This window comes from Amycolatopsis minnesotensis (genome assembly GCF_039529815.1).
GTDB lineage: Bacteria > Actinomycetota > Actinomycetes > Mycobacteriales > Pseudonocardiaceae > Amycolatopsis > Amycolatopsis minnesotensis.
Genome location: NZ_BAAANN010000004.1, coordinates 11923 through 24957, shown reverse-complemented (window position 1 = coordinate 24957; position 13035 = coordinate 11923). Strand labels below are relative to the sequence as shown.

General features: G+C 70.4%; 12 protein-coding genes. 7 read left to right on the top strand and 5 right to left on the bottom strand.

Features of this window, described 5'->3' with window-relative positions; translation table 11 throughout:
* Positions 1–128: 128 nt before the first annotated feature.
* Complete coding sequence (locus tag ABD256_RS05850; RefSeq protein WP_344414279.1) at positions 129–980, top strand: WecB/TagA/CpsF family glycosyltransferase; 852 nt, start codon at positions 129–131, stop codon at positions 978–980.
* Entirely contained in the window at positions 977–3073 is a 2097-nt protein-coding gene (locus ABD256_RS05845; protein WP_344414278.1) for a glycosyltransferase, read from the top strand. The genes ABD256_RS05850 and ABD256_RS05845 overlap by 4 nt, the downstream gene beginning before the upstream one ends.
* A 105-nt stretch (positions 3074–3178) precedes the next feature.
* On the opposite strand, the gene ABD256_RS05840 is transcribed toward ABD256_RS05845, so the two are convergent.
* Both ABD256_RS05840 and ddaH read right to left on the bottom strand, forming a co-directional pair.
* Positions 3179–3868 carry a glycoside hydrolase family 75 protein gene (locus tag ABD256_RS05840; protein ID WP_344414277.1) on the bottom strand — a complete coding sequence of 230 codons (690 nt, stop codon included), beginning with the start codon at positions 3866–3868 and terminating at the stop codon, positions 3179–3181.
* A gap of 918 nt (positions 3869–4786) precedes the next feature.
* Positions 4787–5638: a dimethylargininase gene (gene ddaH / locus ABD256_RS05835; RefSeq protein WP_344414275.1), complete on the bottom strand. Its 852-nt coding sequence runs from the start codon at positions 5636–5638 to the stop codon at positions 4787–4789.
* 73 nt (positions 5639–5711) lie between these two features.
* On the opposite strand from ddaH, the gene ABD256_RS05830 reads away from it, so the two are divergent.
* The 4 genes from ABD256_RS05830 (at position 5712) to ABD256_RS05815 (ending at position 10133) form a co-directional block, all read left to right on the top strand.
* Positions 5712–6158 carry an Lrp/AsnC family transcriptional regulator gene (locus ABD256_RS05830; RefSeq protein ID WP_344414273.1) on the top strand — a complete coding sequence of 149 codons (447 nt, stop codon included), beginning with the start codon at positions 5712–5714 and terminating at the stop codon, positions 6156–6158.
* Between the two features lie 13 nt (positions 6159–6171).
* Entirely contained in the window at positions 6172–6933 is a 762-nt protein-coding gene (locus ABD256_RS05825) for an enoyl-CoA hydratase (protein WP_344414270.1), read from the top strand.
* 219 nt (positions 6934–7152) lie between these two features.
* Positions 7153–9072: a 2-oxoacid:acceptor oxidoreductase subunit alpha gene (locus ABD256_RS05820; protein ID WP_344414268.1), complete on the top strand. Its 1920-nt coding sequence runs from the start codon at positions 7153–7155 to the stop codon at positions 9070–9072.
* Positions 9069–10133: a 2-oxoacid:ferredoxin oxidoreductase subunit beta gene (locus ABD256_RS05815; protein ID WP_344414266.1), complete on the top strand. Its 1065-nt coding sequence runs from the start codon at positions 9069–9071 to the stop codon at positions 10131–10133. Before ABD256_RS05820 ends, ABD256_RS05815 begins: the two co-directional genes overlap by 4 nt.
* Before the next feature lie 113 nt (positions 10134–10246).
* Here the strand turns inward: ABD256_RS05815 and ABD256_RS05810 are convergent, their stop codons facing one another.
* On the bottom strand, positions 10247–10648 hold the full coding sequence (locus tag ABD256_RS05810) for a RidA family protein (RefSeq protein WP_344414264.1): 402 nt from the start codon (positions 10646–10648) through the stop codon (positions 10247–10249).
* Positions 10649–10744: 96 nt separating this feature from the next.
* Here ABD256_RS05810 and ABD256_RS05805 point away from each other — a divergent pair, with 96 nt between their 5' ends.
* Complete coding sequence (locus tag ABD256_RS05805) at positions 10745–11722, top strand: helix-turn-helix transcriptional regulator (RefSeq protein ID WP_344414262.1); 978 nt, start codon at positions 10745–10747, stop codon at positions 11720–11722.
* 21 nt (positions 11723–11743) lie between these two features.
* Here ABD256_RS05805 and ABD256_RS05800 read toward each other — a convergent pair whose 3' ends face one another.
* A complete protein-coding gene (locus ABD256_RS05800) occupies positions 11744–12178 on the bottom strand; it encodes a hypothetical protein (protein ID WP_344414260.1) in 435 nt (144 codons plus the stop codon).
* 28 nt (positions 12179–12206) lie between these two features.
* Entirely contained in the window at positions 12207–12977 is a 771-nt protein-coding gene (locus tag ABD256_RS05795) for a helix-turn-helix domain-containing protein (protein WP_344414258.1), read from the bottom strand.
* Between the last annotated feature and the right edge of the window lie 58 nt (positions 12978–13035).

Genomic DNA, 13035 nt, shown 5'->3' with positions numbered 1-13035 from the left:
CCGAATGCGGCCACAGCGCCACTTTCTCAGTTTTTCAGTGCCCTGTAACGTTTTCCGGCGATCCGCAGACTATGCGACCACAGAGTGTTCAGTCGGCCTTTCGCGAAAAACTTAGGTGGCAAAACACCATGAATGCTCCAGCCCCCGCTGCCGCCTCGGTGGCCGAAGACGGCTTTCTCGGCACGCTGACGCTCCCGGTCGCCCGCGTCGGCGCGACCGACGTCCACCCCGTTTCCGAAGAGCGGCTCTCCGCCATCGTCGAATCCGCGTGGGAGCGCGGCGCGGGCGGCTGGGTCGTCACCGCGAACGTCGACATCGTGCGCGCCGCGGTGAAGCGGCCCGAACTGGCGGCGCTCATCGCGGAAGCGGATCTCGTGGTCGCGGACGGGATGCCGGTGGTGTGGGCCGCCCGCCTCGCCGGGCACCGCGTGCCCGAGCGCGTCACCGGGGCGTCGCTCGTCTTCTCCCTGTCCGAGGCCGCCGCACGCACCGATCGGTCGGTGTACCTGGTCGGCGGCGAACCCGGCGTGCCCGAAGCCGCGGCCGAAGCGCTCGTCACGCGGTTCCCCGGCCTGCGGGTCGCGGGCACCGACTCACCCCCGCTCGGCTTCGACCGCACTGAGGACGGCATGGCCGCGCTCGCCGCGAAGCTCACCGAGACGAAGCCCGACCTCGTGTTCGCCGGGCTCGGGTTTCCCAAGCAGGAACGGGTGATCCACAGGCTGCGGGCGGACCTGCCGTCGGCGTGGTACGTCGGCTGCGGCGCGGGCATTCCGATGGCGGCGGGCGAATTCCGCCGCGCGCCGGCCGCGATGCAGCGGGCGGGCGCCGAATGGCTGCACCGGCTCGCGCTCGAACCGAAGCGGCTCGCGAAGCGCTACCTCGTCGACGACGCGCCGTTCGCCGCACGGCTGCTCGCCACGGCGGCGGTGCGGCGCCTGCGAAGAACCACGCCCGCGAAGGGAGCGGAGAGCCGATGACCGCATTCCGGCCGATCTGCGCCGTCATCGTCACCCACCACAGCGCCGCGGTGATCGAGGACTGCCTGCTCTCCGTCCAAGCCGCCTTCGCCGGGCTCGAAGACAGCAGCATCATCGTGGTGGACAACGGCTCCGCCGACGACACGCTCGACGTCGTGGCCGCGACCCCGGTGCCCGCCACTGTGCTCACCCAGCCGAACCTCGGCTACGCCGCGGGCGTCAACGCGGGCATCGCCGCCGCGCCCGAAAGCGACATCCTCGTCCTCAACCCCGACATCCGGCTCGACCCGGCGGCGGTTCGCGCGCTGCGCGAAGCCGTGACCGCGCCCGGCACCGGGATCGCGGTGCCCGAACTGCTCGACGGGCGGGGACGGCCGCAACTCTCCCTCCGCCGCAGGCCCACGACCAGGCGCGCGCTCGGGGAAGCACTCCTCGGCGGCACCAGGGCGGGGCGGATCCGCGCGCTCGGGGAACTCGTCGTCGACCGCGCCGCCTACGAACGGGCGGGCACCGCGGACTGGGCGACCGGCGCGTGCTGGCTCGTCTCCCGCGAATGCGTCGACGCCGTCGGCAGGCTCGACGAACGGTACTTCCTCTATTCGGAGGAGACCGAGTACATGCTCCGCGCCGGCGACCACGGGTTCGCGGTGCGCTACGACCCGAGGGCCGTCGCCGTGCACCTCGGCGGTGAACAGTCCACATCGGACTACCTGTGGTCGCTGGCCACCACCAACCGGATCCGGCTGCGCCGCGAACGCGACGGCCGGTTCGCCGCCACGTCGATGTGGCTCGCCGTGCTGGGCAACGAACTGCTGCGCGCGGCCGTGCGCAAGGGGGACGCCGGCGCCAAGCACCGCAGGGCGGTGCACGAACTGCTGCGCATGCCCGACTGGCCGGAAGGCCCCGAAGACTCCGGCGCACCGGCGTACGTGTGCTTCGCCGCGCAGGACTGGTGGTACCACAACCGCGCGCATTCGGACTTCCAGCTGATGCGCTCGATCGCACGGCGGCGGAAGGTGCTGGTCGTCAACAGCATCGGCATGCGGATGCCGACGCCGGGCAAGAGCACCCGCACCGGCGCGCGGATCCTGCGGAAGCTGCGCAGCGTCGCGAAGTTCGTGCGCAAGCCGCTGCCGGGGTTCTACATGATGTCACCGCTGCCGCTGCCCTTCTACGGCTCGCCGTTGCTGCGCAAGGTCAACGCGGTGCTGGTCAGGGCGCAGGTGCGCGCGGTGTGCGCCGCGCTGCGGATCCACCGGCCTGCCTACGTCGTCACCATCCCGACCGCGTGGGACGTGGTGCGCCCGATGCCGCGGCGCGCGCTGGTGTTCAACCGCTCCGACCGGCACTCCGAGTTCCCCGAAGCCGACCGCGGTGCGATCGAGGCGCTCGAACACGGGCTGCTGGAGAACGCGGATCTCGTCACCTACGTCAGCCACGCGCTGCTCGACGAGGAGCGCCCGCGCACCGGCGACCGCGCGCACTTCCTCGACCACGGCGTCGATCTCGAACACTTCCGCCCGCGTGCCCGTCAGCAGTGGCCGGCCGACCTCACCGAGATCCGCGGCCCGCGCATCGGGTTCTTCGGCGCGCTCGACGATTTCGTGGTCGACTTCGACCTGCTCGAACGGGTCGCCGCCGAGCTGCCGGACTGCGCGCTGGTGCTGATCGGCGACGCGACCCACGACATGTCCCGGTTCGACAAGTACCCCAACGTGCACCGGCTCGGGTTCCGTCCACATGAGACGATCCCGGCCTACGGGTCGGGGTTCGACGTGGCGATCATGCCGTGGCTCGACAACGACTGGATCCGGCACGCCAACCCGATCAAGCTCAAGGAGTACCTCGCGCTCGGGCTGCCGGTGGTGAGCACGGACTTCGCCGAACTCGCCGGCTACGCCGACCGCGTCCGGGTGGCGCACGACCACGCGGAGTTCCTCGACGCGATCAGGGCCAGCATCGCCGAAGGCGCACCGAAACCCGCCGAGGAGCTACGGGCTTCGGTGCGCGCGTTCTCGTGGCAGTCGAGGGCGGACGAGCTCACCGCGCTCATCGAGCGAGCTGCCCCCGAAGGCCGCCTGTCCGAGGGGTGACGGCCTTCAGGGGAGCCCGCTCCCCCTCGGCTCCGCGCCGGTCTGTGTTTTCCCGTTCGGCGTTTCCGGTCCGGCGTTTCCGGTCCGGCGTTTTCCGGTCCGGCCTCAGCCGACGAACTTGGTGGCGAGCGCCTCGCCGGTGCTCGTGGCCTTGTCGTGGTTTTCGATCGGGGACACCACGGAGTTCTTGAAGCAGACGTAGGTGACGCCGGAGTCGGTGCCGCCGTTCTTCGGGTCGGGGTTGATGCCGAGCGCGCCGGCGGTCGCGTACGAGGCCTCACCGATGATCTGGTCGGGGCCGGTGTCACCGATGACCGTGTAGACGACCTTGTCGCGGTAGATCACCGCGCACGAGCCGCCGCCCTTGAGCCCGGACTCGCGGTAGTCCCAGATGCCACTGGCGCTCGGCACCACGACGTAGGGCAGCTTCGCGGCGTTCAGCGGCTTGCCGTCGGACTGGGGGAACGCGGTGTCGGGGAGGAAGCAGCAGTCGGTGTTCTCGTTGCACTGGCTGGTGCGCTGGCCGTCGCAGTCGATGTCCAGGTCGGCCTTCCAGAAGACCGCGCCGCCCGCGTCGCAGACCGGGACCGTCTTGCCGGTCTCGTCGTCGGTCCGGTACTTGCCGTTCGAGATCTGCTTGCAGGAACTGACCTTGGCGAGCAGCTGGGCCGCGCTCGGCCCGGCCTGGATCGCCGCCCCGGCGGACGGCGGCGCTGCCGGGCTCGCGGAGGCGAACGCGGCAGGCGTGAGCGCTCCCGCGAAGAGCAAGGCGGCGGCAAGGACGAACTTTCGCATGCCAACTCCCTAGATAGGCCGAGCTAGTTAGGAACCTTTCCTTACCAAGGCGAGACATGCCCATCATGGCCCGGCAAGCGGCCCAACTCAATGCTCCAACCGTAGGTAAATAAGCGACAATCCCCGCCGCGCGAAAATGCGACCCCGAGCGGCCCTGAACCCCGCCCTCGCACGAACTCGCGCTGCCCGGCGGGGTCCTGCCATGCCCTGATGGACGCCTTCGGGGACTTTGACGCCACATCCTCGCCCTTCGCGGGCGCGCGACACGGCCACGCCCATGCCCTGAAGGACGCCTTCGCGGCGTCAGATTCCCTCAAGGGCCCCTTCGGGGCATGCGGCCTGGAGCAGGGCAAGCCCCGAAGGCCGGATCCGCGAAGGGCAGGCCGCGAAGGCCAGATCCGCGACAGTCACGTCTCTGAGGGCCCCCCTTCCGGGGCGTCAGCACGGAAACGAGAAAGAGACACGAGCTGCGAAGCCCCGGCACATGCCCTCAAGGACGCCTTCGGGGAATCTGACGCCGCGCTCTCGCCCTTCGCGGCGCGCGGCATGGTGCTGCTTATGCCCTCAAGGACGCCTTCGGGGACATAGATGCCCCGAAGGACGCCTTCGGGGCATGAACAGCCGTGGCCGCCCACCCGCGAGGGTGCGAAAAGTGGCGTCAGAGTCCCGGAAAGCATCCTTCAGTCATCTGTGTCCCCTGGCGGGGACGTACTGCCAGGGGTGAAAATATGGCGCGCGCCTCCAGTGGAGGGGCGATCTTGTCGTGCCCGGCGAATCTGCTTATTTTCGAGCCAGGGCATACCAGCACCGTCCCCGCCCACCCGCGAGGGTGCGGAAAGTGGCGCCAGGAAGCCGCCGCGCCAGGGAACCCGGCCCGCACGAGAGGCCCGAAGCGAAGTCAGCGTCCTCCGTCGGCGCTCACTTGCGGATTTCGAGGGTGCAGCACTTCGGGCCGCCGCCTGCCTTGCGCAGCTCGGAGATGTCCAGCAGCACGGGCTCGTACCCGCGCGCGGCCAGGCGGTCCGCCAGTGACACGGCTTCGAGCGGCAGCACCACGTTGCGGCCGTCGGAAACGGCGTTGAGCCCGAAGCACGACGCGTCCGCTTCGTCGCCGAGCACGGCGTCCGGGAAGAGCCGTGCGAGCACTCGCCGAGTCCCCGGAGAGAAGGCGTCCGGGTAGTACGCGATCTGGGCCGGCGCGGTGTCGGTCGCCTCGGCGAGCACGAACAGCGCGGTGTCGAGGTGGTAGTAGCGCGGATCGGTCAGCCGCAGCGAGACCACCGGGACGCCGAGCACTTCCTGCGCTTCGCCGTGCGCGGCGGGGTCGGTGCGGAAGCCGGTGCCCGCGAGCAGCAGCCCGCCCGTCCAGGCGAAGTCGCCCTCGGCCTCGTTGATCTTGGTGGGCATGGTCAGGTCGCGGTAGCCGTGCTCGACGAACCACCGGCGGAAGTGCTCCGCCTCGGCCGAGCGCTGCGGCGCGCGGAACCGCGAGCCCAGCACGCGGCCGTCGATCACGGTGCCGGAGTTGGCGGCGAACACCATGTCCGGCAGGCCGGGCCGCGGGGTGATCTCCTCGACGGTGTGGCCGAGGCGCCGGTAGGTGTCCCTGAGCTCGGTCCACTGCGCCATCGCGAGGTCGGCGTCGACCGGCTGGCTCGGGTCCATCCAGGGGTTGATCACGTAGTCGACCGCGAAGAACCGCGGCGGGCACATCAGGTAGCGGCGGGTGGTCGGAACCCGCGTCGCGTCGAGCGTCCCAGCAACCGTCATGACTCAACGGTATTGCTCGATCAAGATGCAAGCAATCAAGGTTTCATGCGCGCATACCTGCTAAACATTGCGTGTGAACTCGATCGACCAGCGAATCATTTCGTGCCTCGTCGCGAACGCGCGCTCGAGCTACGCGGACATCGGCAAGGTCGTCGGACTGTCGGCGCCCGCGGTGAAGCGCCGCGTCGACAGGCTCCTCGAAACCGGGGTGCTCCGCGGCTTCACCGCGGTCGTCGACCCGGAGGCGCTCGGCTGGGGCACCGAGGCCTTCGTCGAAGTGCACTGCCAGGGCAACGTGACCCCGGCGAGGATCAGGGCGCGCCTCGAACCGCTGCCCGAGGTCGTCGCCGCGTACACCGTGACCGGCGCCGCGGACGCGATCGTGCACCTGCGCGCCGCCGACATCCACCAGCTCGAAACCGCGCTCGAACGCCTGCGCGGGCTGGAGATCGTCGACCGGACCGTGTCGACCGTGGTGCTCTCCCGGATGCTGGACCGCCCGCCGACGCCGGGCACCTGAGAGAGTGCGGGGCATGACCGACCGGATCCGCAGCGAGCGCGCCGACGGCGTCGCGGTGCTGACCATCGAAGCGCCGACCACCCGCAACGCGCTCACCCTCGACCTGTCCGACCAGCTCAGCGAGGCCGTCGCCGAGGCGGAACGCGACGAGACGGTGCACGCGCTGGTCGTGACCGGCGCACCGCCCGCGTTCTGCGCCGGCGCCGACCTCGCGCACCTCGGTGCCGCGAAGGAGACCGGGCTGCGCCGCGTCTACGAGGGGTTCCTCGCCGTGGCCAGGTGCGAGCTGCCGACGATCGCGGCGGTGGGCGGCGCGGCGGTCGGCGCCGGGCTGAACCTCGCGCTCGCGGCGGACGTCCGGATCGCCGGGCCGCGGGCGAAGTTCGTGGCCCGGTTCCTCGAACTCGGCCTGCACCCCGGCGGCGGCATGACGTGGATGCTGCAGCGCGCGGTCGGCGCGCAGCGGGCGGCCGCGATGACCCTGTTCGGTGAGGTCCTCGACGCCGGAGCCGCCACGAACGCCGGACTCGTGCTGCGCGTCGTGGACGGTGATCACGACGCGCTCGTCGCCGCCGCCTTGGCGTTCGCCCGCCCCGCGGCCGAGGCGCCGAGGGAACTGGTGCTCGCGACGAAGCGGTCGATGCGGAAGACCCGTACCGGCATCGCGCACGCCGAGGCCGTCGACGTGGAACTGGTGCCGCAGCTCGAATCGGTCGATTCCGACGCGTTCGCCGAGCGCCTCGCCGCGATGCGCGCCCGGATACACCGGAAATAACCCCAGTTCTCAGTTCAGGGGTTCCCGTGGAGTGAGACGCCGGGCGTACCGTCCGTGAGATCGGCACCACACCCACCTGCGGAAAGTTACTGTTACCATCGGTTACAGGTAAATCAGGTCACACCGCCGCCCCCTCCAGGGAAACACCAAGTAATGTCGAGGTATGGGCGACAGGATGCGTCCAGTGCAGCTAGCCGGGAGAGAGGGATTCCCAGCCCCATGAGTGCGAGCGCGAACGGCAGCGGCAACGGTGCCCTGTCAGCGACCCGAACCACTGAAATCAGCCAGCTGGACCGGGTGGTCATCCGGTTCGCGGGCGACTCCGGTGACGGCATGCAGCTGACCGGTGACCGGTTCACCTCCGAGGCCGCGGCCTTCGGGAACGACCTGTCGACGATGCCGAACTTCCCCGCCGAGATCAGGGCGCCGCAAGGCACCATTCCCGGCGTGTCGAGCTTCCAGGTCCACTTCGCCGACTACGACATCCTCACCCCCGGCGACCGGCCGGACGTGCTCGTCGCGATGAACCCCGCGGCGCTCAAGGCCAACATCGCCGACGTGCCGCACGGCGGCACCGTCATCGTGAACACCGACGAGTTCTCGAAGCGGAACCTGACGAAGGTCGGCTACGGCGCCGATCCGCTGCAGGACGGCTCGCTCGAACCGTTCGGGGTGCACGAAGTCGCGATGTCGACGCTGACCCAGGGCGCGCTCGCGGACACCGGCCTCGGCAAGAAGGACGCCGAGCGCTGCAAGAACATGTTCGCGCTCGGCCTGCTCTCCTGGATGTACCACCGGCCGACCGAGGGCACCGAACGGTTCCTGCGCGAGAAGTTCGCGAAGAAGCCGGACATCGCCGAGGCCAACATCCTGGCGTTCCGCGCGGGCTGGAACTACGGCGAGACGACCGAGTCGTTCGCGACGACGTTCCAGGTCGCCCCGGCGAAGCTGGCGCGGGGCACCTACCGGCAGATCACCGGCAACACCGCGCTCGCGTACGGGATCGTCGCCGCCGGTCAGCAGAGCGGGCTGAAGATCCTGCTCGGCACCTACCCGATCACCCCGGCCTCCGACGTGCTGCACGAGCTGTCGAAGCACAAGAACTTCGGCATCATCACCTTCCAGGCCGAGGACGAGATCGCCGGGATCGGCGCCGCACTCGGGGCCTCCTACGGCGGCGCGCTCGGGGTCACCTCGACGTCGGGCCCCGGTGTCGCGCTGAAGTCCGAGACGATCGGGCTCGGCGTGATGACGGAACTCCCGCTCGTCGTCATCGACGTCCAGCGCGGCGGGCCGTCCACCGGGCTGCCGACCAAGACCGAGCAGGCCGACCTGCTGCAGGCGATGTTCGGCCGCAACGGCGAGTCGCCGGTGCCGATCGTGGCGCCGCTGTCCCCCGCCGACTGCTTCGACGCCGCGCTCGAAGCCACCCGGATCGCGCTCGCCTACCGCACGCCGGTGCTGCTGCTTTCCGACGGCGCGATCGCGAACGGCAGCGAGCCGTGGCTGATCCCGGACGTGGCGTCGCTGCCCGATCTGAAGGTCACCTTCGCGGCCGAGCCGAACGCCACCGACGATTCGGGCGAGTTCTGGCCCTACGTCCGCGATCCCGAGACCCTCGCCCGCGCGTGGGCGGTGCCGGGTACACCGGGGCTGCAGCACCGGATCGGCGGGCTCGAAAAGGCCGACGGCACCGGGCACATCTCGTACGACCCCGACAACCACGACAAGATGGTGCGGCTGCGGCAGGCGAAGGTCGACGGCATCGACGTGCCCGATCTCGTCGTCGACGACCCCTCCGGGGGCAAGGCGCGCGTGCTGGCGCTCGGCTGGGGTTCGTCGTTCGGGCCGATCGGCGCCGCGTGCCGCCGCGTCCGCAAGGGCGGCCTGCCGATCGCGCAGGCGCACCTGCGCCACCTGAACCCGATGCCGTCGAACCTCGGCGACATCCTCGCGTCGTACGACAAGGTCGTGGTGCCGGAAATGAACCTCGGCCAGCTTTCGATGTTGCTCAGGGCGCGCTTCCTGATCGACGTCCAGAGCTACACGAAGGTGGCGGGCCTGCCGTTCAAGGCCGAAGAGCTGCAGCACGTCTTCACCGACATCATCACCGCGACCACCGAGGAGGCCTCCGCATGACGGCCACCGACCTTGGCCTTCCCGCGCTCGGCGGGCAGGACCTGGTGCCAGCAACGGACGAGCCGCAGAAGGCCAAGGACTACAAGAGCGACCAAGAGGTCCGCTGGTGTCCCGGCTGCGGCGACTACGTGGTGCTGAACGCGGTGCAGTCGTTCCTGCCCACGCTCGGCCTCAAGCGCGAGAACATCGTGTTCGTCTCGGGTATCGGCTGTTCGTCGCGGTTCCCGTACTACCTCAACACCTATGGCATGCACTCGATCCACGGGCGCGCCCCGTCGATCGCGACCGGGCTCGCGACCACGCGGCCGGACCTGTCGGTGTGGGTGGTGACCGGGGACGGTGACGCGCTGTCGATCGGCGGCAACCACCTGATCCACGCGCTGCGGCGCAACGTGAACCTGAAGATCCTGCTGTTCAACAACCGGATCTACGGGCTCACCAAGGGCCAGTACTCGCCGACCTCGGACCAGGGCATGGTCACGAAGTCGACCCCGATGGGCTCGGTGGACACCCCGTTCAACCCGCTTTCGCTGGCGCTCGGCGCCGAGGCCACGTTCGTCGGCAGGGCGCTGGACTCCGATCGCGCCGGGCTGACCGAGGTGCTCACCGCGGCGGCTCGGCACCGGGGATCGGCGCTGGTGGAGATCTACCAGAACTGCCCGATCTTCAACGACGGCGCGTTCGACGTGCTGAAGGACAAGGAAGAGGCGCAGCGGCGGATCATCCCGCTGCGCGCGGGCGAGCCGATCCGGTTCGGTCCCGAGCAGGAGTACGGCGTCACGAGCAGCGGCTGGGGCGGCCTCGAAGTCGCGAAGGTCTCCGAGATCGGCGAGGCGAACCTGGTCACCCACGATCCGTCCATTATGGACACCAGCTACGCGTTCGCGCTGTCCCGCCTCGCCGACCAGGACCTGCACCACACGCCGACCGGGATCCTCCGCCAGGTCAGCAGGCCGACCTACGACGACCAGGCCCGCGCGCAGGTCGAGCAGGCCCAGGCCGCGAAAACCCCTGACCTGCAAGGACTTCTGCGGGGCAAGGACACCTGGACGGTCGCGTAACCGGGCTGGTCGCCGTCCCCGGGGCTGCCGGGCGTCGGTGCGGCGGCGCAGCCACCCGACCTTCCGGAGCGCGCGACGTGGGGTTCCGCGTCGCGCGCTCCGCGTGACCCGTGCTACGCGACGGCGGTTCCTTCGAGTTCCACGAGCTGGCCGGGGATCGCCAGCCGTGCCACCCCGAGCATGGTGGTGGCCGGCGCCACCATGCCCGGGGCGGCACCCAGCCGCGACGCCAGCACGCCGTAGTGCCGGAGGAGCAGATCGACGTCGGTGGCGTAGACGGTGAGCCGGACGAGGTTCGCGAGCGACATGCCTGCCTCGCCGAGCACCGCCTCCAGGTTGTCGAGGCTCAGGGCCAGTTGCGCCGCCAGGTCACCGTCGTGCTGGGGCTTGCCGTCGCCGCTCATCGCGGTCTGCCCGGAGCAGTACAGGGTGCGGGTGTGCCCGGTGACGAGCTCACCCTGGTTGAATCCCATTTCCGCCGACCACGTCACCGGGTTGACTGCCGTTCGTTCCACTGCCGCAGCTCCATTCGCTTCCTCGGGCTCACCTGCGATGACAGCCTCGCAGCGAATCACGACATCCTGTGTCGCGTATTCCGATAGGGTTTCCGGGTGCGCGCCGACCGGCTGGTCTCGCTGGTGCTGCTGCTGCGCCGGCACGGCCGGCTGTCCGCGGCCAGGCTGGCCCGCGAGCTGGAAGTGTCCACGCGCACCGTGCTGCGCGACATCGAGGCGTTGTCCGCGGCCGGTGTCCCGGTCTACGCCGAACGCGGCAGGCACGGCGGTTTCGCGTTGCTGCCCGGTTTCCAGGACGAACTCACCGGGCTGAACCACGACGAAGCGCTCGCACTGCTGGTCGCCGGATCACGGCGCGGCGCGCAGGTGTTCGGCCTCGGCTCGGCGCTCGCTTCGGCGATGCGCAAAGTGGTCGACGCGCTGCCCGAGGGCTATCGGGCCACCGCGGCGGGCGCGGTCCAGCGCCTGCTCATCGACCCGGAGACCGATCTCCTCTCGCGCCGCGTGGTCGCGGAGGAGGTGCCCGACACCCTGGTGTCCGAAGTGCGGCGCGCGGTGTTCGCCGGGCACAAGCTGCGCATCCACTACGCGGCACGCGATCAGGCCCCGAAGTGGCGCACGGTGGACCCGATCGGCCTGGTCACCGTGCGCGAGCAGGGCTATTTGCTCGCCACGAGAGCGGGCGAGGACCGCACCTACCGGCTGTCCAGGATCCTGGCGGCCGAGGAACTCGACGAACCCGCGCAGCGACCGGACCGGGTCGATCTGGACCGGGCCTGGCAGGAACGCGGCACGCGGTTCCGGACCAGCGGTGACCAGGTCGCCGTGCTGGTACGGGTGAACCCGGCACGGCGCGAGGACCTGGCGGGCACCGCACTGACCGTCCGCACCGAAGAAGCCGATGCGGACGGCTGGCTGCGGCTGGAGGTGACCTACCAGGATCCGAGACACGCCGAATGGGCGCTGTGGCGGCTCACCACGGACGCGGAAGCCCTTGCCCCGCAATGGTTGCGCACGTCCCTGCGCGACCGCGCCGTCGCGCTCGCCACCCGGTACGAGACGCCGGAAAAGTAGGTCGTGCGGAGTCGGCACCGGCTAGGCCGCCGGACGCCGCCAGAGCAGGATGACCGCGCCGAGACCGATCACGCACGGCGCGAGTCCCGCGAGCCCGAAAAGCTGGGGCACGAGCGGCTTCCCGTACTCGCCGACGAACAGGTTCGCCACCGCGAAGGAGGTCGCGACGGCGAAGACCGCGGTCGCCACCACGCGGGCCCGGCGGTTCCCGCGGCGTACCGCTCGGATGCTCCCGAGCCAGGCGAGCGCGCCCAGCGCACCGATCGCGACCAGGTACCCCAGCACCACCGTCCCGCTCGAATCGATCTTCGCGGCATCGACATAGCCGGTGTAGACGTCGCGAACGTGCTGCCCGAGCACGTCCCCGGCGAACAGCGGGAGCACCGCGACGACGACGGTGCACACGAGGCCGGCGCACATGACCGGGACGACCCGAGTCGGTCTGAGCTTGTCCATGCCCGGGACGGTACGGTCGCGCGGCCGGTCACGGCTTGAACGTTTGGGACCTCAGATCGCCGGGCGTCCGCAGCGTCAACGCGCGCAGTTCGCGGGTGAAATGCGCCTGGTCGGCGTACCCGGTCTCGGCGGCGACCTGCGCGAACGAACGGGACGGGTCGGCGACGAGTTCGGCGGCCCGCTCGAACCGCAGGATCCTCGCCGCGGTCTTCGGCGCCATGCCGACCTGGTCGTGGAACCGGCGCGCGAGATGCCGCCTGCTCATGCTCAGCTCGTCGGCCAGCCCGGAGATCCTGACCGTGCCACCGGTCGCCGCGATCCGCCGCCACGCCCACGCCACCCCGGGATCCGGTTTCGGACCCCGCGCGCGCAGCCGCGCGAGCGCCGCGTCGAGGACCGCGAACCGGCGGCGCCAGCCGCCCGCTTCGAAGAGCCGCTCGGTCAGGTCGGCACCCTGGCGCCCGAGCACGGCGTCGATCTCGGGGAACTCGGTGCCGAGCCCGCGCATCGGCACCCCGAACAGCGAAAACGCGTCCAACGGGTCGAGCCGCAACCGGATCCCGTGCTGCAGGCCACCGACCCCGATCATCGACACCCGGTCGCGCGGCGCGGCGACGAAGGACGAGCGCCGTTCGCCCCGGCCGACGGAGACCGGCTCGCCGAACCCGATCACCCACAGCACCCGCGTCGACGGCAGCTCCGGGTACGCCTCGCCCTCCGGATACCGCTCGTGGTACCCGGCGCAGAGACGCGGATCATCACGGGAAACGCAGACGACCTCGGTTTCGGCGGACGACACGAGGCGACCTTACGCGGAAACGGGGGTGTGAGGCCGGGCCATGGTGGGTATCCATCAG